The sequence below is a fragment of the Pseudomonas sp. 2822-17 genome (genome assembly GCF_002742485.1).
GTDB lineage: Bacteria > Pseudomonadota > Gammaproteobacteria > Pseudomonadales > Pseudomonadaceae > Aquipseudomonas > Aquipseudomonas cyclaminis.
The window spans coordinates 16,222-37,755 of record NZ_LJRZ01000361.1 but is presented as its reverse complement, the minus strand read 5'-3'; the positions used below and the strand labels follow the sequence as shown (position 1 = coordinate 37,755).

General features: G+C 60.0%; 17 protein-coding genes. 3 read left to right on the top strand and 14 right to left on the bottom strand.

Annotation, left to right across the window (positions count from 1 at the left end; genetic code table 11):
* Positions 1 to 44: 44 nt before the first annotated feature.
* Complete coding sequence (locus AOA60_RS09420) at positions 45 to 1,037, bottom strand: glycosyltransferase family 2 protein (RefSeq protein WP_256592819.1); 993 nt, start codon at positions 1,035 to 1,037, stop codon at positions 45 to 47.
* A 491-nt stretch (positions 1,038 to 1,528) separates the two neighbouring features.
* Between AOA60_RS09420 and AOA60_RS09415 the strand changes: the two genes are divergently transcribed.
* Together AOA60_RS09415 and AOA60_RS09410 are read left to right on the top strand one after the other, a co-directional pair.
* Complete coding sequence (locus tag AOA60_RS09415; protein WP_099584186.1) at positions 1,529 to 3,337, top strand: monovalent cation:proton antiporter-2 (CPA2) family protein; 1,809 nt, start codon at positions 1,529 to 1,531, stop codon at positions 3,335 to 3,337.
* 72 nt (positions 3,338 to 3,409) lie between these two features.
* A complete protein-coding gene (locus AOA60_RS09410; RefSeq protein ID WP_099584185.1) occupies positions 3,410 to 3,964 on the top strand; it encodes a hypothetical protein in 555 nt (184 codons plus the stop codon).
* Positions 3,965 to 4,147: 183 nt separating this feature from the next.
* Here AOA60_RS09410 and AOA60_RS09405 read toward each other — a convergent pair whose 3' ends face one another.
* From AOA60_RS09405 to AOA60_RS09395, 3 genes are read right to left on the bottom strand one after another with little or no spacing between them, the layout of a single operon-like run.
* Entirely contained in the window at positions 4,148 to 4,867 is a 720-nt protein-coding gene (locus AOA60_RS09405) for an alpha/beta hydrolase (RefSeq protein ID WP_099584184.1), read from the bottom strand.
* Between the two features lie 11 nt (positions 4,868 to 4,878).
* Positions 4,879 to 5,634, bottom strand: coding sequence for a precorrin-6A synthase (deacetylating) (cobF, locus tag AOA60_RS09400; protein ID WP_099584183.1), 756 nt, complete (start codon positions 5,632 to 5,634; stop codon positions 4,879 to 4,881).
* A gap of 9 nt (positions 5,635 to 5,643) precedes the next feature.
* Entirely contained in the window at positions 5,644 to 6,234 is a 591-nt protein-coding gene (locus AOA60_RS09395; RefSeq protein ID WP_099584182.1) for a histidine phosphatase family protein, read from the bottom strand.
* A gap of 347 nt (positions 6,235 to 6,581) precedes the next feature.
* Here AOA60_RS09395 and AOA60_RS09390 point away from each other — a divergent pair, with 347 nt between their 5' ends.
* On the top strand, positions 6,582 to 11,012 hold the full coding sequence (locus AOA60_RS09390) for a DUF6543 domain-containing protein (protein WP_099584181.1): 4,431 nt from the start codon (positions 6,582 to 6,584) through the stop codon (positions 11,010 to 11,012).
* 17 nt (positions 11,013 to 11,029) lie between these two features.
* On the opposite strand, the gene AOA60_RS09385 is transcribed toward AOA60_RS09390, so the two are convergent.
* The 10 genes from AOA60_RS09385 to AOA60_RS09340 are packed head-to-tail and all read right to left on the bottom strand — an operon-like array spanning position 11,030 to position 21,072.
* Positions 11,030 to 12,007 (bottom strand): LysR family transcriptional regulator, encoded by a 978-nt coding sequence (locus tag AOA60_RS09385; protein WP_099584180.1) that lies wholly within the window; start codon positions 12,005 to 12,007, stop codon positions 11,030 to 11,032.
* Positions 12,008 to 12,058: 51 nt separating this feature from the next.
* On the bottom strand, positions 12,059 to 13,000 hold the full coding sequence (locus AOA60_RS09380; RefSeq protein ID WP_099584179.1) for a peptidylprolyl isomerase: 942 nt from the start codon (positions 12,998 to 13,000) through the stop codon (positions 12,059 to 12,061).
* Positions 12,997 to 13,458 carry a YbjN domain-containing protein gene (locus AOA60_RS09375; protein WP_099584178.1) on the bottom strand — a complete coding sequence of 154 codons (462 nt, stop codon included), beginning with the start codon at positions 13,456 to 13,458 and terminating at the stop codon, positions 12,997 to 12,999. The genes AOA60_RS09380 and AOA60_RS09375 overlap by 4 nt, the downstream gene beginning before the upstream one ends.
* A gap of 20 nt (positions 13,459 to 13,478) precedes the next feature.
* Positions 13,479 to 14,105 (bottom strand): DNA repair protein, encoded by a 627-nt coding sequence (locus AOA60_RS09370; protein WP_099584177.1) that lies wholly within the window; start codon positions 14,103 to 14,105, stop codon positions 13,479 to 13,481.
* An 18-nt stretch (positions 14,106 to 14,123) separates the two neighbouring features.
* Entirely contained in the window at positions 14,124 to 15,824 is a 1,701-nt protein-coding gene (locus AOA60_RS09365; protein WP_099584176.1) for a putative porin, read from the bottom strand.
* A gap of 42 nt (positions 15,825 to 15,866) precedes the next feature.
* Complete coding sequence (locus tag AOA60_RS09360; protein WP_099584175.1) at positions 15,867 to 16,571, bottom strand: energy transducer TonB; 705 nt, start codon at positions 16,569 to 16,571, stop codon at positions 15,867 to 15,869.
* 3 nt (positions 16,572 to 16,574) lie between these two features.
* Positions 16,575 to 17,000, bottom strand: coding sequence for a biopolymer transporter ExbD (locus tag AOA60_RS09355; protein ID WP_016980095.1), 426 nt, complete (start codon positions 16,998 to 17,000; stop codon positions 16,575 to 16,577).
* An 11-nt stretch (positions 17,001 to 17,011) separates the two neighbouring features.
* Positions 17,012 to 18,811 carry a DUF2341 domain-containing protein gene (locus tag AOA60_RS09350; protein WP_099584174.1) on the bottom strand — a complete coding sequence of 600 codons (1,800 nt, stop codon included), beginning with the start codon at positions 18,809 to 18,811 and terminating at the stop codon, positions 17,012 to 17,014.
* Between the two features lie 24 nt (positions 18,812 to 18,835).
* Positions 18,836 to 20,419 carry a ShlB/FhaC/HecB family hemolysin secretion/activation protein gene (locus AOA60_RS09345; protein WP_099584173.1) on the bottom strand — a complete coding sequence of 528 codons (1,584 nt, stop codon included), beginning with the start codon at positions 20,417 to 20,419 and terminating at the stop codon, positions 18,836 to 18,838.
* A 59-nt stretch (positions 20,420 to 20,478) separates the two neighbouring features.
* Complete coding sequence (locus AOA60_RS09340) at positions 20,479 to 21,072, bottom strand: transposase (RefSeq protein WP_099584172.1); 594 nt, start codon at positions 21,070 to 21,072, stop codon at positions 20,479 to 20,481.
* Positions 21,073 to 21,534: the final 462 nt, after the last annotated feature.

Genomic DNA, 21,534 nt, shown 5'->3' with positions numbered 1-21,534 from the left:
ATATATACATCAGGCGCTTGCCAGCAGGCTCGCGCCGCCTGTCCCTATACACGACGCATAATTACCGCGACTACCAAACCGAGATTCCCCATCAGCGTCTGACGATATACTCCCGAGCCTATAAAACCCAAAACACGTCCAAAAAACCTATTCTTCCTTGCCTCAGAAAAACGCTCAAGAGTATTTCTGTTGTCCTCTGTAAACCGATGACTGATTGCCTGCAACGAAACAATATTGTTATCAATCCAACGCTGATAACGTCCACGCCACAGCTCCTTTGCACGCTTACTATTATTGCGAAATCCACGATTTGTACCAATGCAATTCAAGCTGTGCTGGCGATAACGTACCGTGGGCGTTGCATCATAGTAAATTCGACCATTACAGCCGCTGACAATCATGTATGCCCACCAGTCGTGAGACGCCACGGGCACACTATCACCGGCCTCACGGATCAGATCCATCAGTGCCTGATTGAAAACCATGGTATTTCCACCTGCAATATTTTGAACGAGTGCGTTCTGAAATGTTGCTGGCTTTGAAAAAAAGGAGGAAAGCCCTATACTTTGGCCATACTCATCAATTAGTTCTGTGCGAGAACAATAGAGCGCCGGCACAGAACTATCACCACTGGCAAGTCGATCTACCGCTATCTGGAGTTTATTTTCATTCCAAATATCGTCCTGATCACACCAAGCATAATAGTCGGCTTTTACATTGGCGCGACAACTAACAGATAAAAAGTTCCTGGCAAACCCTTTTACGGGACCGTCAGTCAGCTCAATACACTCATATCCCAAACGCTCGACATGGGCGGCAACAATAGTTCGCGTAGAATCACTTGAGCCATCATCAGAAACATAGATCTTAAAATTCTGATGGGTCTGACGAGAAATTGAAGCTATTTGCTCTTCAATAAAGCGCTCACCATCTCGTGTGCACATTAATACGGCAACAGAAGCACTAGCAGCCAAGTCCACACCATCCATTGGCAAAAAATTGGAGTCTAAACCCTTTGAAATCCTGTCTACGGTCACGTTTCGCAAATCCCCTAAATCTAAGTATCAGCTCCGACAGCAATAAAATTTAGCGCCTCACAAAAAATGAGAATACTTTCGAGCTATTTTTCGCCGTAAACGTCAAATTGGCCATGCCCACAAAGCGCTACTATCGCGTATCAGAAAAATCTGATCTCGAATTAGCATTTTCCACGGCAACTGTAGGATTGTCTATCCTAGTGCGATTAAAAATTGACTTTCTAACACATTGCAAATTGCCACTAGTCGAGTACTCATCAGCTGCCGCGGATGAAATATTTGGCAGATATGACAGCAGACCTTCTAAGAAGAAAGAACATCCGCCCTTCCGAAACTCATGATTTGAATGCGGTTGGAACTTTTCTCGCTTCCTGTGAATGAGATTTTCAGCCCACGTTCATTGACATTCACCGCAAAAACACAATTTTCAAAATGTAAAAAGCGCTCTAATACCCGCCTGTTGACTGGTTTTGAATAGCCTGGAGTTCGCAATGCCCCATGAAGGCAACCTGTTACAAGCAGCCGTGGTGTTCCTGCTCGCGGCGGTGCTGACCGTGCCCCTGGCCAAGCGCCTGCAGTTGGGCGCGGTGTTGGGCTATCTGTTTGCCGGTGTGATCATCGGCCCGTCGGTGCTGGGCCTGATAGGCAACCCGCAGAGCGTGGCGCAGTTTTCGGAGTTGGGGGTGGTGTTGCTGCTGTTCATCATCGGCCTGGAACTGTCGCCCAAGCGCTTATGGGTGATGCGCAAATCGGTATTTGGCGTTGGCCTGGCCCAGGTGCTGCTGACCGGAATGGTGATGGGCGCGGTGGCGCTCTGGGTATTTGGGCAGGCCTGGAACAGCGCCATCGTGCTGGGCCTGGGCCTGGCGCTGTCGTCCACCGCGTTTGGCCTGCAAAGCCTGGCCGAGCGTAAGGAGCTGAACCAGCCCCACGGGCGCCTGGCGTTTGCCATCCTGCTGTTCCAGGACATCGCGGCCATCCCGCTGATTGCCATGGTGCCGTTGCTGGCCGGCAGTGATCACCCGACCACCGAAGCCCAGGGCCTGCAGCACGTTTTGCAGATCCTCGGCAGCATCGCCGTGGTGATCATCGGCGGGCGCTACCTGCTGCGGCCGGTATTTCGCATCGTTGCCAAGACCGGTCTGCGCGAAGTGTCCACCGCCACCGCGTTGCTGGTGGTGATCGGTACGGCCTGGCTGATGGAGCTGGTGGGCGTGTCCATGGCTCTCGGCGCCTTCCTCGCCGGTCTGCTGCTGGCGGACTCCGAATACCGCCACGAACTGGAATCCCAGATCGAGCCGTTCAAGGGCCTGCTGCTGGGGCTGTTCTTTATCAGCGTGGGCATGGGCGCCAACCTCAGCCTGTTGGTCAGTTCGCCCCTGGTGGTGATTGGCCTGACCCTGCTGCTGATCGGCCTCAAGCTGCCGCTGCTCTACGCCGTGGCCCGGCTGGTGGGCGACCTCAATCGCGAAAGCGCCCTGCGCCTGGGCGTAGTACTGGCCGCCGGCGGCGAATTCGCCTTCGTGGTGTTCAAAATCGGCCGCGACCAGGGCCTGTTCGAACCTCACCTGTACGACATCCTGGTGCTGACCATCACCCTGTCCATGGCGGTAACTCCGCTGTTGTTGCTGGTGTGCCCGAAGCTGTTCAAGCCCAAGGTCAAGCCGGTGGAAGTGCCCGAGGAATACCGCGCCATCGAAAGCGATGCGCCGCGCGTAGTGATCGCCGGCATGGGCCGTATGGGCCAGATCGTGGCGCGGATCCTGCGCGCCCAGAACATCTCGTTCATCGCCCTCGACACCTCGGTGGAGACCATCGAACTGACCCGCAGCTTCGGCGGCATGCCGGTGTTCTATGGCGACCCGCAACGCCCCGAGATCCTGCACGCGGCCAAGGTCGACCAGGCGGAGTTCTTTGTGATCGCCATGGATGACCCGGAGATCAACATCAAAACCGCCGAGCTGGTGCGCAGCCTCTACCCGCACATGAAAATCATCGCCCGCGCACGTAACCGCCAGCACGTACATCGCCTGGTGGACCTGGACGCCTCGCCGGTTCGCGAAACCTTCTATTCCAGCCTGGAAATGAGCCGCCGCACCCTGGTCGGCCTGGGCCTGAGCCAGGCCCAGGCCGATGCGCGCATCACCCGGTTCAAGAACCACGACCTGCAAGTCCTCGCCGCCCAGCACGCGGTATACGACGACGCCGCCAAAGTGATGCAAACCGCCCAGGAAGCCCGTACAGAGTTGGCGCGGCTGTTTGAGATGGACAGACTTGAGGAAGAGTCCGACAAGGCGTGAAGATGGGGATGAACGATATTGAGAATTTTCTGACAGAATATTCCGCAATTTCGTTCATCCCTGGAGCGTTTCATGGCCACTTTCATCAAGACCGCCGCCCTGCTGGCCCTTGCGCTTACCGCCGGCAGCGTATTCGCCGCTGCCAAGCCGACCACGCAGACCATCTCCACCCTGGGCGGCAAGTTCACCTTCAGCCTGCCCAAGGCCTACACCGCCGACACCCTGCCGGCGGGCAAGGCCGAGGATGGCACTGCCGACACCCAGGGCACGATGTACGCCAACCAGACCACGAAAAGTGTGGTGATCGTCGCCGAAACCGTGCGTAACGACGGCGTAACCATCAAAGACAACGACCCGCAGTTCCTCGACGGCGCAGTGGCTGGTTTCGTCAAGGACCAGAGCACCGCCCTCCCCGACTTCAAGAAGCAAAGTGAGAAGAAACTGACCTTCAAGGGCATCGGCCTGCGCCAGGTGGACAGCACCGCCACCCAGGGCGGCGGCAAAACCTTGAACTCCACGTTCCTGGGCGGTTCGGGCAATCACCTGCTGGTGATCCAGGCGATCTCACGGGCGGATGATGCAAAAGGACATGCTGAACTGGTGAAGCAGATCACTGGCGGCAAGTAACCCCTAGTCCTGATAACACCAATCAAGGTGGGAGGGGGCTTGCCCCCGATAGCCTATGTACACCGACAAACCGCCATCGGAGGCAAGCCTCCTCCCACATTTGAACTGAGTACACCCAACGAGGCTTGGTCATCTGCCAGACCGTCACGGTATCAAGCCGCCTCCCACCTTTATTCAGCGCGCTCACTTCAAATTCGTTTCCAGCCAGGCCTTCAAGTCCTGCACTTCCGCCTCGCTGACCGTGTGGTTCATCCCCGCATAACCATGAAACTCCGGCTTCAACCCCAGCCCCACCAATACCTCGTTCGCCCGCGTCGCCGACGCATAGGGCAGTGCCTGGTCCAGGGTACCGTGGCCAATAAAAATCGCCAGCCCGCCCAATCGCTCATCCGGCTTCAGTTCTGCCTTGAGCACGGGCAGCAGGCTACCGCTCAACGCCGCAATACCGCGCACCAACGTGGGATCACGTAACGCCACCTCGTAGGACATGATCGCGCCCTGGCTGAAACCCACCAGGAACACCCGATCAGGTCGGGTGTGGTACTTGGCGGTGGCCTTGGCCACAAAGTCGTTGATCAGCGCAGCGCTGCTCTGCAAATCGGCCGTCACACCATCGTAATCACCGTTACCCGGTGTCTTGGTAAACCAGCGAAAGCCGCTGGGCTGCACCGGCATCGGCGCCCGCACCGACAGGTAGGTCCAGGTGGACGGCAACGCGTCCTTGATGCCAAACAGGTCTTGCTCGTCACTGCCAAACCCGTGCAAAAAGATCACCAGGGGCTGGTTGCGTGCATCGCCCTGGGTCTGCTCCAGGTACGACAGCGGCAAATCGGTGTGCAGTTCCGCATCGGCCTGAGCGACACTGGCCACCAGGGCAAGCACGAGGGCGAACAGTTTAAACATGGGACGTTACCTCAAGGTTTGCGCAGTAAATACGTGTCCATGATCCAGCCATTGGCCAGGCGCGCGGCCTTGCGCACCCGTTCGATCTCTTCAGCCACGTCGCTGACTTTGCCGCTGATCAGGATTTCATCGGGCGTGCCCAGGTAGGCGCCCCAGTAAATATCCAGATCCTGATCTGCCACCGTGCGGTAGGAATCTTCGGCATCCAGCATGACCACCAAGGTGTCGGCATCGCTGGCCTGCCCCGCCGCCAACCGGCGTCCCGTGGTGATTTCAACGGACTTGCCGATGCGGTTCAACGCCACCTTATGCTGGGCCGCCAGGGCCTGCACGCTGGTGATGCCGGGGATCACTTCGAATTCGAACGCGCAACGGCCGCTGGCCAGAATCGCCTGCAGGATACGAATGGTGCTGTCGTACAACGCCGGGTCGCCCCAGGCCAGGAACGCGCCGACTTCGCCGTCAGCCATTTCCTCATTGATCATGCGCTCGAAGGTGGCCTGCTTGTCACGGTTGAGGTCCTGCACCGCTGTGGTGTAGTCGATTTCACCGCGTACACGCTCGGGGCAGTCGGCCTCGACAAAGCGGTAGCCGGGCTCGGTGATAAAGGTCTCGCAGATTTCGCGGCGCAGGTCGATCAGCTTGTCTTTGCTCTGGCCCTTGTCCATCAGGAAAAACACGTCGGTGCGGTTCAGCGCCTTCACGGCCTGCATCGTGATGTAGTCAGGGTTGCCGGCGCCAATGCCGATGATCAGGATGCGTTTCATGGGTTGCTCTCATTGCGGGGCGTGGATTTTGCCATGATCCCGCGCTTGGGCGTGAGTCTCCAGGCGCAGGCGCCACACGGTGTTGAAGCGCAGCTCGGTGGCGGACAGCGGTTCGACGTCGATCTGGTAGAACATCGAGATCGGAAACTGCATGGCGTGCAGCAGCGCAGCGCGAATCACAAAGGGGTGGGTAATAGCCACTATGTGCCCGGGTTGGCTCTCGAGGGTTTTCATCCACTGCGCCACCCGCGTGCAAACTTGATCGACTGACTCGCCACCGTGGGGCGAGCTGGCGCTGTGGGCCATCCAGTCCATCAACACATCGCTGTCCAACTCGCTGATGGCCTGGCCCTTCCAGTCGCCAAAGTTGCCATCGCGCAAAGCCTCCTCAATTGACGCCTGGCCCCCGAACAACCCCGCCGTCTGCCAGGCGCGTACCTCGGGTGCGCACACCAGACGCAGTTTTTTCTTATAGCGCCCTTCTAGGGACAGCGCCGCGGCTTGCCAATCCATTACCACGGACTCGTTATCGGGAAAGCGCCCGTATTTTTGAGCGGGTGTAGCGGCATGGCAAATGAGGGTCAAGCGGGTGGCCTGCATCACTGCTTACTCTGCATCGGGGTGGCACCCGTATATCCCTGATATACACGTGCGGAACCGCCGAGTTTAAACAAACCACTACCTACACGCCACACGCATCAAAGCGCAATAACGGTGTCGCCTTTTCCCTGACTTTTTCGAGACCCCTTATGAAGATAGCTCCCCATGCAGTTTCTCTCAGGCCGCATCCGGTACCCCAGGAGAACACTCAGAAAAGCGACACATCAGAACATCCGAGAACCAAACGATCCCTTGTTTATAAAGTCACACAGTGGCCTGTAAATTCGCCAGAGCCCACCCCTACGGGTACACGCTTTCAACACATCCTGGAAAATAGCAAAGAGCTTGTGACGGATAGCGACGTCGAGATGGCAAGCCAGTATTGCGCCGCATTGATGTTACGGGAAAGAGCGAAGAACGTTGTCCGTAAAAAGGGGGATCTGCCACCCACCGTCACAAACATTCCACCGTTTTCCACCTTCGGCCAAGCCTGGGGACGCCTCACGCAGGCACTCAAAGAAGAGCCGTTTGCAAGTTTTGCCCAAACCCACAACATCGATATGTCCAGCCTGAGGTGGTTCCCCGACTCAAACGTGATGGAATGCAGCATCAACGGCAAAATTCATTCCTTCTCGCGCCATACGCCTGGCTGGACACATGCATCCGCCGCAGTTGCAGCCGCAGCAAAAGAAGTGGCGCCGGATGGACTTGAAACCTTCCAGTACACCGGCGAACACAGCGCCTCCATTGACGTGGTACGCAACTTCTATGGCGAAGGTCGAGAGGTCGACGCAGGGGGGCAGCTCGATTGCATCCGTGACTTACAGAAAGAAGCGAAATTCAAGGCCCTGAGGCCCTTCGACGGTCCACTCACGCCACAAGCCACACGCGTACGGCAGGCACTCGTCGAAACAGAGCACGCCATCGCCATGGCAACCTACTACCAGACCGCAGGCATAGCAGACGCAAGCCACCTGCCGCCCGCCTCGGAACGTGTCGAGAAAGGCGACCGGGCCCTTGCTCGCGAAGTCAGCAGATGGGTGACAGCCCAAGCCGCAGGCCCCAAAAACGACGTTGCTCAAATGGGAGTCTTCGACATTCCCGAAGACTCATCCTACGTGCAGGCAGTGCAAGCCTATAAAGAGGCCCTCTCCAGCAACGCGTTCAAGAGGTTCATGCAAGCAAGCAATATAGATCCAAAAACTGTATTGATCGATATAAAGGGGAATTTGCTTTTCCAGGCAACGGGCACAGTCGACCGCGCCAAATGGGCTCAATTCCCCGTTGAACATCCACAGTGGGCGGCCGTTCAATCTGACATTTTGAAAACGGCCCGCGAGGTAAGGGGTAGTGATACGCAGATGTTGGGAAACTACAACTACGTACACGAGAGCTACCCCATGCTGGGCGTCCTGGATTTTTACGGCGTCCGCGAGCATTTCGACTCACCGCATTGGCTCGAACAAAACGCAGGACTCATCCGCGATGGTTTCCCCGCCCTGCTCAAAAACAACCCTGCGAACGACGCCCTCTCCCTTACTGTATGCGAACGCCAACAGGTAGCTAAACAGCGCTTGGCGCGTAGGGAAGAATTGCCCTCCCCAAGTTTGCCAACGCCTGAGTCACCGTTCCAGCCCAACGCGGCTATACAGGCACCGCCGCCCGGTGGGCCAGTGAACAGCATCGTCCAGAGCCTCTTTGCAGGGGAACCGAACATGCAGACGGTGGTAGCCGGTTTACTCAAGGACGCTATCAGCAAGTCATCCCCCTCGCTGGACGTGGATGTTCAGCAGTTGGCCTTCGTCGCCCCCGACACGGCCAATCCCGGTCAATTCCTGGAAACACGCCTGATGGATCTGGCAATGAACCATATCGCCGGTGCTGACGCGCCAGTTTTCAGCAGCGACGGCAAATTTGTCGACACCCGGGCTGATGTGTTGCCACGCACCGGCAACCCTGCGGGCACAGCGCTTGCCATCGATAAACCTGCGCTCCAGGTGGCGGTGAGCCAGTTGCCGGACAAGCTGGACGAGACGCTTCAGACAGCCCGGCTCAACTATTGGAGCCAGCCGCCATTCAGTGAACCGGTGCCAGGGTCTGACGCCGATTCTGCAGTGAATATCACCCCCCTTTTCGCTGGGGATCGACGGTTGATGCTGCGCGATCTGGTGCGCAGCAACCTGCGCCTGGCCAGCCTGAAACACCCTGGGCTGGATGACGAGCAACGCAAAACCCTGGAGCTGGCCGTGAACTTCCCCCATGGCCTGACACGCCCCAAACTCGCGGATAACTCCGAGGTGACCGTACACAGCTTTGCCAGCGCTAAAAGTACCGATCCAGACACCTTGAATTGTCCAACTCCCAGCCTGGTCATCGAACGCAAGATCGCGGGGCGCACAATCGTCCTGGCGTGCGAACCGAGCGGCAAGGTGACTGAGTATGCTTCCCTGGCTAGCGCCAAACAGGCATGGGACGAAACCCTCAAAGCTCAACACCCCACCGAAACGTTCAGCACCACCCTGACCAAGGTCGACGCTGATGCGTTCTATATGCAGGCAACCATTGTCATCAATTTGCGCAACGCAGATGCAGTGAACACAACCCCAACACTGCTGAGCCCGCAGCAACCAGATCCATCCCGGAACAAGGTGTCCGATTGGATAGGAAGTACCTGCGACGCCAATCGTTTCATTTTGCACGACCTTGTCCTGGAACTGGCGAGCTATATGCACCGCCATAAAGAACAGACCTATAACGGGGGTATCCCCGATATCCGCAGTTATACCCAGGACCAATTGAACGCGCAGTCACCGCGCCCTATTGCGTATGACCTCGATGAAGTGGAAGTGGTCTTTCACACGCCGTATGGCGGCACAGGCGCCGGATTCGGGTTCGGGGCCGTGCAGACCACAACCATGTCCCTCTGCGACGTCTTCATGCAGAACCTTGCCGGGCTGCCCGGCGGCCGCATAGAAGTGCGTCACAAACAGACGAAGGCGAAGGTCCCCCGGCTGGAAGCGCCAGGCGCCCTCATTGAACTGGTGCAAAAGATCGACGTGGGCAAAAACTACCCCGAGCGGCTGAAACTCGAATTGCTTGATGACCCCGCCAAAAAAACCGAGCGCCAACAGCGCTTCGCGGAACAAGTACCGATTGAACTGAAGATGAAGGCCCTGGAACTGACTGCCAAAGGCGCAGAGGGCTTCGACAACGCCATGGGGTTCCGCTACCTCCAGGCAATACTTGATCCCACACCGGGGCGTAAATACGTGAATGGCAACGAGATCACGCTGCGCCCATTGGCATTTGTACGCGAGCCCGGTGCGAAGCCCGATGTGGTCGAGAACATGTACCTGATCGAACCCAAGGACAGCGCAGTCGGCCCGCATATTCTCTATCGCCCCTTAATAGCGGATGAGCCCTTAATGGCGTTTCCTTCGCGCCAGGCGTTGATGGAGGATCTGCGTCGATCACAGCCGTTTCAAGACGACATCATTGCCTGGCTGCCTGATGACGCGACCCGAAAAATCTATCAGAACGATGGTTTCAGAGAACCCCATCTACCGCGGAACAGGTTGATACTCGATGACTTCTCGGTACTGTCCACGCCTGCGGCCCCCACTCTGGCTACGGAGGGCGATACCGTCGACAATCTCGCGACGAAACTGCAAACCGGGCAGTTGCTGAACCATCTGTACGACGCCAATGCCAAGGCACTGACGTCGTTGGCCGAGCGCCAGACGGTCTCTGATTCGCAAAGTCGTTGGGCGACCCTGAAAGAGGGCAGCTTCCTGTTACTCAACGCCTTACTGCCGGCCCTTCGCGGGCCAGCAGCCCTTATCGGCTTGGCGTTGCAGACTCAAGGCATCCTCGGCGATCTCAACACCCTGGCCGATGAGAAAAACAGCAACAAGGAACCTGCCCTGGCGGATCTGCTGCTAAACCTCGCATCGTTAGTGCTTCATACAAGTACACGACGAGCACCTAAACCAACTCGCGTCCCCCCACCACGGCTGGCGGACGATGCTGCAAACTTGCCCGCCAACCCTGCAATAACCGCTCTGAATGACAACCATCTGCCATCCACAGAGGCAACAGTGCCCGGTGAACTGGATGGAAAGCCCTATCGCACCATTGTTGAAGCCTTCCAAACGGGCGGTTTACTGATAAGAACTCTGCAGCTCAGGAATGCGCACCTGGAGTTTCACAATACCCAGGAGAACCTTGAAAGCATTCGTGCACAAGGCGACACAAACCGAGGACACGGTGGCCTGCGCAAATGGAGCCTGGCTCAAGCGGACTTATTGCCCAACTACTACAAAATGGGTGACAACGCCGGAGCCCTGCCGCGAAACATGGCAATATTGGCCATGCCGGAAAAACTCCATGACAACATCACCGCCATACATGAAAAAGACGCCTTCTCTGGAAACATACAGGCCGACACGCATTACCTGGGCCAGGAGAAAGCCCGTGAAAGCATGAAAAGTCTATTGCGCGACCTGCAAAACCAACAGAGCGAGCACCCCGACAGTGCACTGGAAAACAGCGAAATCCAGACGGTTGGCGTGCCACCCGATGCCCTGGTCGGCCTGGTCTTTTATGGATCAAACGGTCAAACCTGGGAGGCCGCCAAGCCACAGTTCCAGAACACCATTAACCGAGCGAGCAATGAATTCGACGGCAAGGCATATCCTGTCTTCACCTACAAGGTGGAGGGCGGTAAAACCCAACTGGAATACCTCGATACGCTGACGGTTGCTGCCCGCGCAGGCTAGCGCCACCTGTTGCAACGCTAATCAAACCACTCCCGCCGCCCCTCGAACGTGCTGACGATCAACGCCACAATCATCTGCACCGCCTCGGGGTGGCTCACCTGGGCATTCACCGCCAGCCATACCTGGCGCTGCATGCTTTCGGCCAACAAACCCGGTAACGCCACCAGCCCGCGGTCGAAGCTGCTCATGTAGTGCGGCAGCAAACCGATACACGCACCGCAGCGGATCATCTCCAGCATCAATGAATAGGCATGCACCTGCACCACGGCGGCCAGGCGCTGCTCCACCACCTGGTTCCATGGCTGCAAGACGTCAACCTGGGCGTCGGGTTGCCATTGCACCAGCATGTAGTCAGCCAGGTCTTCCACGCTGTCCGGGCGTGTGGTCAGCCGCGAGTAGCGCTTGGCGATGTGCGGCAAATAGTGCAAGCGCGCCAGGGCCCTTGGCGGTTCGGTGACAAAGCCCGGGCCGGGCACCGGGCTGTCGCTGTCCGCCAGCCACACCACCACATCCACGTCCACCGCTTGCAGGGACAATTGGCTGTCGATGGAGATGATTTCCAGGCGCACGCTGGCGTTGCGGCGCAGCAAGGCGATCAGATCGCGGCCGAGGATGTCATGCAGGATCGGCTCGGCCACCGCCACGCGAATCAGCGGCTGTTCCACCACCGGCAGGCGTCGCTCATGGGCCAGGGCGATCAGTTGCGCTTGTAATTGCTGGCCGTCGCGACTCAGCACCAGGCCGTTGCCCTGATAGCTGAACAACGAATGGCACAGGTGTGCTTCCAGCTGCGCCAGGCGCTTGCGCAGCAGCGTCGCCTTGATATTCAGGCTGCGCGCGGCCTGCATGAAGCAGCCGCAGCGCGCACTTACCAGAAAGTAGCGCGCCACCTGCGGGTCGATTTCATGGGCCAGGGCCAGCCAATGGCTGCGCGGCTCGGCCACTGCGCGATAGGCGGCAGGGCCCTGAAGGTTGGACGGTTCCAGTAATGCCATAGGAGACTCCCTGTCTTGTTGGTCTATGCATCCAATGCGGGTTGACGCGCGTTACTCCAACACTTTGTTCAGCTCGGTACCGTCGATGCTCAAGGTCGCGGTGTTGAGCATGCCCTCCAGGTAGGCCTTGGCGATCTGCTCCTGACGCTGGGCACGCAAGGCCTGGGTCAAGCGTTCACGCAGTTCATCAAGGGTTGCCGTACGCGCCGGTTGTTGGCCGATCAACTTGAGCACATGGAACCCCGCCGGGCTCTGCACCACGTCCGACACCGCACCGACCTTGAGTCGCGACACCGCCTCGCGCACTTGCGGCACCAGTTGCTGCAACGGCTGCATCCCCGAATCACCACCGCGCGCGGCGCTGTCCGGGTCCTGGGAAAACTGCGTGGCCAAGGCTGCGAAATCTCCCGGTGCGGCCTGGGCCTTGCGGCTCAACTCCTGGGCCTGACGGCGCACGGCGTCGAGGGCTTGCGGCTCGTTTACCGCGAGGAAAATCTGGCTCACCCGGTACAACGGCGGCGTCACCCATTGCGCCTTGCCGCTGTCGTAGGCCTGTTGCAACTCGGCAGCGCTGGGGTAATCGGCCGGGACTTGGCTGACCGACAGCATGTAGTCGCGAAACACGATTTGCTCGGTGGCGGCGCGGGTCTGTTGCTCCACCTCCGGGCGCTCGCGCCAGCCCTGGGCGTCGGCCTGTTCGAGCACGGCTTTTTGCGCCAGGCGCGAGCGGATCCAGGTTTCCAGGGCGCCGCGATTGCCGCGCAATTGCTCACGGGATTCGGCCGGCAGGCTGGCGAGCACGTTTTTCAGTTCCGCCAGGTCGATCTGCTGGTTACCCAGGCGCGCCACCGCCGGCCCGGTTGACGCCGGGTTGATCACCGGCGCCGGTTGTTGCGCCGCCACCGGGTCGCTACCGGGTCGCAGGCTCAACGCCACAGCCACCACCAGCACGGCCAGCGCACCCGCGCCGACCATCAGTGTCGGCTTTTTCACAGGACAGGCGCCTCTTCCCCAACCGCTGCGGCCTGCAACTGCGCCGCGTGCTGGCTGTACTCACGCAGATAAACAATGAATTCCTGCAACAGACGGTCCCACAGTTCCAACTGACTGCGCAGGTGCGTGGCGCCGACGCCGGCCACCACCACATCCATCTCCATCAACAGGAATTCACCCTGCACCGACAACCGTGCAAAGCGGCGCGAGGCGTTCCACACCTGGGCCAGGCCTTCAGGCAACTCGCCCTGGACCCGCAACGCGCAGCTGTACGTGAAGTCCACATAGCTGCCCTGTTCGGCCGTCGGGTTGCCGAAGCGCACGGCAAAACCGATGCCCTGGCTGGCGCTGAGCAACTGCACGATGCCATTTTGCTCGCTCTGGTTGACCCGGTAACCGGCTTCCTGCAACAGCTCGGTGAGGCTCTGGACGCTAACGCTGGTGATCAATTCGCTCATGGTCTGTTCTTCCTTGTCGATCAGTGGGTGACGCCCGCCTGGGGCGCATCAAAACGGCTCTTGTACAAATCGTCGCCAAAACCCTGGGCCAGTTCTTCGAACTTGACCCGCGTGCTGCTGGCGAAGGGCTGGCGGATACTCATCACCTGGGCCACATCGATTTTTTCGTAGGCGGTGAGCAACTGCTGGGCCACGCCGTACATCTGTTGATTCTTGACTGAACATTGCTGCACTTGTGTGTCACGCTCGCCCAATTGCGCCTGCAAACGGGCGCGCTCGGCCTCCTTGCCCTTGGCCAGCACCAGCAACTCGTCATAGGCCTTCTTGAACTTGCCGATCTGCTCGTTGCTCGCATTCACCTGAGCTTGCGCCTGGCTGTGCAGGTTTTGTTGCTGGCCGGCCAGTTGCTCGGCCACGCCACGGGCCTTTTCCAGCTCGGCGGTCAATTGCTTGATCTGTGCCTGGGCCTGCCTGGCCTGGGTTTCAGCAGCGATGCGTGCGGCACTGGCCTGGGCCTGCTCGCTTTGCAACGCCTGCAATTGCTGGGTGGTGCTGCGCAGTTGGGTACGCAGGCGCTCCTCCATGCCTTCGGCGCAAGCGCCGCTGGCGACAAACAACAACAGCAGCCCGCAGATTCGCGTGTTCATGTGGCATCTCCGTGCGCATCAAAAGCGCGTGTTGAGTTCCAGTTGCATCACATCCACTTCAAACGGCTGGCCATACACTTCGGACGCGCTCAACCAACGTGCGCTGGCGTAGATGTTCTTTTCGATGCCGTAGTTGGCGCCAATGAAGTAACCCTTGGCGTTGGTGCCGCCCAGGTGAAACGAGGAGTCATTGAAGCCGTCAGGCAAGGCGTCAGGCTGGATGTACTTGTAGCCGGCCAGCACGTTCCAGTCGCCACGCTTGCGCATCTCCAGCGCGCTGCCCAGGGTGAACGAGACCATCAAGGCATTGCCGCCACTTTCAAACTGGCCGTCGCTGTTGAGGTTGTTGACGATCTGGCCTTCGCTGCGCTTGAGCATTTCGCCCTTGTCGTAGGCCAGGTTGTGGATGAAGTTGCCCTGGCTGCGCAGCTTCAAGTCACTGGGCAACTCGCTGTCCCAGACGGCGTTGAGGTCCAGCACGTTGAATTTGGAGGCCAGGCCGACGTATTGCGGCTCCGGCGTGAGGCCTGGGGTGGCCGGGTTGGGCGTAATGTTGCGCAGGTTGAACACGCTGTTGCCCTTTTGCATGAAGGCCACGCGCGAGCCGTCTGTGTCGCAGCCGGGCTGACCTTTCCACGGTTCGCAAGGGCTGGAACGCTCGCCTTCGATGTCCTGGAACTGGTAGTAGGCAGCGGCAAGCTTGAGTGTGTTGCTGCGGTTGATCTTCCAGTCCGCACCAATCTGCCCGCCAAACAACCATTTGGTGTCGCTGTCTTGCTTGTCCACACCGTTGCTGCTGGCAGTGTCGGAGGTGTACTCGACCGGGAACGCGCCAAGGGTGCCGAACAGGCCCCACTCGCTGTTGAGGCTGTGATTGAAAATCGCCGCCACACCATCGAAGTTGAGGTCGTTGGAATACATCATGTCGGTGGAATAAAACGGGTTGCCGATGCGCCCGCCGGTCAGTGTCACCGCGTCAGAGGCTTTCCAGCTCAGGTAACCCTGGTCGAGCCAGATGTCTTTCTTGCCGAACCCACCGCCCAGGGTCTGGGTGGTGGACACCGGGTTGTTGTCCGAACCGGTACCCAGGCGAATACCGGCGGTCCATTCCGGCGAAATCACCGCTTTCATGCCCAGGCGGGCGCGCAGGCGGAACAGGTTTTCGCGGTCCTCGCGGGTATTGAGCAACGGCGGGAACCGCGTATTGGTGCCGGGGTTGACGTCATACGGGCCCGAATCGTTGAGCTTGGCGTAGTCGGTGATGGTGTCGTCGTTCTTGCCCGAAAAGTACCGCGACTCGTCGCGCAGACGGATATCGCCATCAAAACTCACCCGTGACACCCAGTCCGGGAAGGTGTTGGGTTGCGCCCAGTTTTCCTGCTTGGCGGTGGCCATGACTTCAGCCTTCACCTGATCGCGGATCTGGTCACGTACCGCTTGCGGCACGTACTGCACGCGCACATCGCCCGGCGCTGCGGCCGGGCCGCTGGCAACCACCGGCGCCGCATTGGCCTGGCGTGCCTGCAAGGCTTCCTTTTCGGCCTGGGCAATCAAGCCGTTGGCGGTGTCCTGGGTCAGCACGCCCTGCTGCACCAGCAGGCGGATCAGGTTGATGGTGACGTTTTCCGAAGGGGCAACCGGGGCTGCCGCCGCTTGGCCGACCAGGGTCGCGATGACCATGCCAACCGCCAGGGTCAGTCGATTCACGGGGGAAATCATGTGTACGCAACTCCTGTAAAAAACCGTTGAAAAAGAATTCGTTCAATCCGGGCGTCGGCCCTTAAGGGACAGGCGTACCGGCATCGTCACCGAGGTCGGCACCCGTTGTGTGGCATGGGGCGCACGCAAGGCGGCCAGGACCTGAGCGTCGGTGTCCGCATCCCCGCTGGACTTAGCCAACTGCGCACGGGTGACCTCGCCCTCGGCGTTCAGCCACAAGTCCGCCTGCACCGTGTAAGCCTTTTTGCGTAACTCCGGGTCTTCGCGCAGCAAGCGCTGAAACACCCCGGCCAGGTACTGCTTGTAAGTACCCGCGCCAAGGCCACCGCCGCCGGAACCGGCCATGCCGCCGCCCTTGCCTGCACCGATGTTGAAACCGTCGTTGCCCGACTGGGCATCGCCATCGATCTGCATCGGGTTGGCCAAATCATCGGCCGGTGACGGTGGTGCTTCTTCGGCTGGCTTGACCTCTTCCGGCTCGGGAGTGGGCACCGGTTCCGGTACTTTCTCTTCCACCTGAGGCTCGGGTTCCTTGGGCTTTTCCGGGGGCGGTGGCGGCGGTGGCGGCAACGGAATAATCGTCGGCACCTTCGGCGCTTCACGGCGTACGCCACTCATGTCATTGGCCCACTGCCATAAAAACCAGGCCGCCACGGCCGCCAGCAGCAGGCCAGCGCCCCACTTCAGCGGGCGCAGCGGTGGCGTTTTCTTGACCGGCAACGACGAGATCGGGATCTGTGCGGTCATGACTCAGCCCTGGCTCGGTTTGCCGGTGACCAGCCCGACCTGGGACAGCTCCAGCCGGCGCAGCAAGTCGAGCACCTCGATCACCTTCTGGTACTGCACCATGGCGTCGCCGCGCACGATCACCGGGAAATCCGGGTTCAGCGCTTTCTCGATGCGCAGGCGTTCTTCCAATTCGCCGAGGGTCACCGGGTAGGCATCGAGGAACACCTGGCCGCCGTCGTTGACGGAGATGGCCTTGGTCTTGGCCTCCGACAACGACACCGACGCACTGGCCTTGGGCAGATGGATCTGGATGCCCGAGACCTGGGCCGTAGCGGTGAGGATGAACATCACCAGCACCACCATCAGCACGTCCACCAGCGGCGTGATGTTGATACTGTCGACGGCCGCATCATCGTCATCGTCGTGGGAAGTATTTACGGAAGCCATGGCAATTCTCCTCAGGCCGGAACCGACGCGTGATGCTCGCGGCGGTGCGCGGTTTCACTGTGCTGGCTCTCGCCGTGCATCTCCGCCAGGCGGGTGATGAACTCGTCGACAAACACGCGCATGTCGGCGCTGACTTCCTTGTTGCGCGTGATCAGGCGGTTGTAGCCAAACAGCGCCGGGATCGCGACGAACAGGCCCATGGCCGTGGCCAGCAAGGCGGCCGCCATGCCGGGGGCGATGGCGTTGATGTTGACGTCACCGGCCATGGCCGTGCCGAGGAACACCACCATGATCCCCAGCACCGTGCCGAGCAGGCCGATGTACGGGCCGCCGGCAATGGCGTTGGAGAGGGTCGAGAGTTTGGAACTCAGTGCCTGGTTCTCGCGGGTGCGCACGCCATCCATGGAGCAGCGGATCGCTTCGATGGTCGCCGCCGACACCGACGAGGTATCGGCGCCCTGGGCGCGGCGCGTGCGGATCTCCTTGACCGCCACCAGGTACAGGCGCCACAGCGAGGAATGGGTCAGGCGCTCACCCAGTGGCGCGTCGTCGGCGTACATCTCCAGACGTGTGCCGATCTGCGCGAAGTGCTCGCGAAACACCTCGTTAGCACTGCTCACGCGGCTGACCTGGCGGTTCTTGCGCAGCATGATGACCCACGACTGGAACATCATCGCCACCAGCACCAGGATGATCACCCAGGCATCCACCGGCACGGCGTTGAGCAAAAAGCCCAGGCTGCCGAAGCCCATGCCGGACTGTTCTTCATCCACCCCGTAAGCCACCAGTTTCGACTCGGCGCCCTGGGCACTGGCATCGGCCAGCAACAGCGCAGCCGGGCGCGCCACTTTGGACAGGCGCAGCTCATCCATGGCACCGGCGAACGGCAAGTGCGTGCTGCCCGCTTCCGGCAGGTCGGCGCCCACCGCCAACGACGTGTTGAACGCCGGCATGGCCACGGCAAGGCTGGCGGTTTCGCGGCCGTTCACATACAACGCGACTTTTTCACCCTCGGCGGTGAACGCCAGGTGCTGCCATTGGCCGGGGTTCAGCGGCTGGGTCGAGACGGCGCGCTGGCCGTCGATGTCCACAAACGGCATACCCTGATTCAAGCCCAACAACAGACTGTGGGCGCCGTCGCGGCGGGCCAGGACGATTTGCTCGCCACTGGCCTGATCCAGGCGCAACCAGGCACTGAAGGTGAACGCACCACCTGCGGCATGTTGCAGCGATGGGCTGGCCGGCAACATCAGCGGCTGGCCGCCGAACTGCAAGGCGCGACCGATCACGCCGTCGATGCTCGCACCGGTGGCGTTCAACGCGGTGTTGGCGTAGGCGGTGGTGTCCCGTGGCGGCGTCGCATTGGCGCCGTCAAAGTGATAGAGCGCGGTGTAATTGGGGTCAAATGCCAGCTGGCCGTTAGCAGTGGCCGGCGCCTTCTGGTTGCCGTAGTACATCCACAAATCCTGGCGTTGGCCACCTTCGACCTTGGGCACATCGACCCAGATCAGCGCCATGCCCATCAACGGATCAAAGCTCTCGATCTGGTGATTGAACACGGTCTTGTCATCGGCACTCACAAAGCGCAGATCGCTGCCGTCGTCCTTGACCCCGTCAAAGGTGAAATTGCCGGTGTGCAGGCGCACCAGCAGCGCGGTGCGACCCAAGGCCTGGTTGATCGCGGCGCCTTGGGCGGTGGTGTCTACCGAGATCTGTTTGCGGTAGTGCCAATCGTCCTGCCACCAGGCGTGGGCGGTGGCCGGGAGCGCGAAGCCCAGGCAGATCAACAGGCTCAGAAATAGGCGTTGCATGGGTGAAGTCTCCGGAAGAAAAAGTCAGAACGTCGCCTGCACACTGAAGTGCAGTCGCGAATCCTGTTTCTGGGTGTTCGGTCCATCGAGCAGCGGGTAGCCCCAATCCAGGCTGCCGGACAACCATTTGCTCAAACTGGCGCGGGTGCCCAGGCCGACACTGGCCAGGCTGTATTCGTCTTCTTGCTCGGGCAGCGGGTCGTGCAGGCGCAGGCGCGCACCTTCAGCGAACGCATAGAAGCGCCACTCCTGCACATAACTGCCGAGGAACTTGGCCAGGGACGGCGTGCGCAGCTCCTGGGACAGCAGCAAGCCCTCGTCCCCGGTGCGCTCCGCCGCCAGGTAGCCGCGCACCGAAGTGGCGCCGCCGGCCGAGTACTGCTCGTTGGACACCAGCGGCCCCGAGGCCAATTGGAAACCGGCCTTGGACGCCGACTGCCAATCGTTGGCGAAGGTGTAGCTGTAATTCAGGTCGCCCTTGAGCACGGCGAAACTGGCGCTGGCCTTGTAGCGTTTGTAGTCGAATTCTTCGGCGTCGCTGCCGTAGCCAAAGAAGGCGCGGGTGCCCACCACAAGGTTCAAGCCCAGGCCCAACTGGGATTGCTCGGTGTAGCGATAGCCGTTGTAGCCCAGGGTGAACGGCGCGTACTTGAGCGGCACCTGGTCGCTGCTGGAACCGAATTTCATCTGCTCGTCGAAGTCTTTGAAGTCGATACCAAACGAGAAGGAATTGGCCCAATTGCCGGCGGCTGGCAGGTTGTAGATCGCCGACACCCCATAGGAATGGCCCTTGCCGAGCACGTTGCTGCCACCGATCGTGGCGATGTTGCTGTCGGACTGGTAACCGGAAAACTGCAAGGTCCAGCGCTCATCCAGCGGCGCGCTGTAGGAGCCCGACCAGACCTTGGCGTTGTCGGTGTCCTGGGGCGCGGTGAAGTACGTCAGGGAAATGCTGTGGCCCAGTTGCCACAGGTTGTCATAGCCCAGGGTCGCGACCGAGCGCAGCTTCTCGGTGTCGGCGCTGTAGTCGTTGTTCAGGCCGATACTGGCGTGCCAGGGGTTCTGGTCTTCCACCTGCAAATCCACATCCATGGTGCCGGGGCGCTGGCCTTCGCGCACCAGCGGCGTAACCTGGCGCCCGGCACTGCGGTTGAGCCCGGCCAACTGGGTTTGCACGCTGGCAAAGTCCGGCACCGCGCCCTCTTCCAGGCCCGGCACTTGCTCGCGGATTTCCACCGGCGAGTAGTGCTTGGCACCCACCACCCGCACCCGGCCGACCTTGGTTTCGCTGACTTGCAGGTAGACGATGCCGTCATCGACCTTCTGCTCCGGCAGTTCCACAAACACCGACTGGTAACCGCGTGCCTGGTAGATCTTCTGCAGCGCCTCACGGGCGCCTTCGATATCGTCGAGGGTCTTTTGCGGGCCCAGGAACGGGTACACCGCCTCCTCGATGGTGGCCGCATCGAGCACGGTATTGCCGCGCACGAAGTACTCGTTGACGTCCACTTTGCGTGCCGGTGCCGCGTCCTCCGCCAACGCGGGGTGGACCATGGCCCCCAGCGTCAAGCAGCACAGCACCAGCGTTGATTTGAACAGATGCTTCACACCGCCCCCTGACGTTCTAATGGTTATCGCCGCTGCCACCGGCACGGCGCCCGGCCGGCTCAATTGCTGGCGATCGAAGTGTTGCCGTGCCGGGCCAGCCAGGTATGCAGCAAGGCGAAGTTCAGCGAGAACTCCGGCATGTGCAGCAAGGCGCCACAAAACACGTCACCGATGATTTTCTGGATGAGCTGCACCGCCCGCGGGTTGTTGAGCAGCGTGGCGATGTCGCGGGTGAGCACATGGATGCTCCAGACCTTCTGGTTCAGGTCCAGGCCGACGAACCAGCGGAACAGCAGGTTGTAGTTCAGCTGTTCATGCAGTTGCTGCTCGCTGGGTACCGAGTACAGCAGTTGCAGCAGCAGGATCTGCAGTACGGTCTGCGGCGCGATCAACATCGAAGGCTCGGCCACCAGCCAGTCGCGGTGCTGGTCGAGGACGTCGTCGATCTGCGGACGCAGCAACACCAGGGAATGGCCGGCGGGGATATAGCTGGAGACTTCCTTCAACGCGCCCTGCCAATCGTCCTGGGAGACGATCCACACCCAGGGTGCGCCGTAGCGATAGACCGACACCGGCTTCTTGCGCGCGGCTTCGACGATCTTTGACAGGCGCTGGTCGAGCTCCTGCATGCCGACTTTTGAATAACGTTCCATAGATCCCATTGCCCCACTCCTGGCGTCCTGCTGGCGGCTTTGAAAACACCTGCGCGGTGTTCTTGAGCGCGTTACACAGGAGAGACGGGGATGGGCTTGGGCTACCGAACTTTTGTCATGAAAGCTTCATTTTTCTGATGTTTGGAGATCCAATGTGGGCGGGGGCTTGCCCCCGATGAGCATGGGTATCTACACAACTCTCAAAGGCTTACACATAACACTGTGGTGAGCGGGCTACACCCGCGCTGGGTGGCGAAGCCGCCCTAAAACCAGGTGATCGGGTTCTTGCTGATGCTACGCGGTGTTTGTTATTGGGGCTGCTTCGCAGCCCAGCGCGGGACAAGCCCGCTCACCACAACAGCCCATTTGCCATAGATTCAGCATCCACTGGAAGTTGTGTCGATACCTATGCCCCGATGAGGGAGTGCCAGCTAATACATCTTTGCCTGACCCACTGCCATC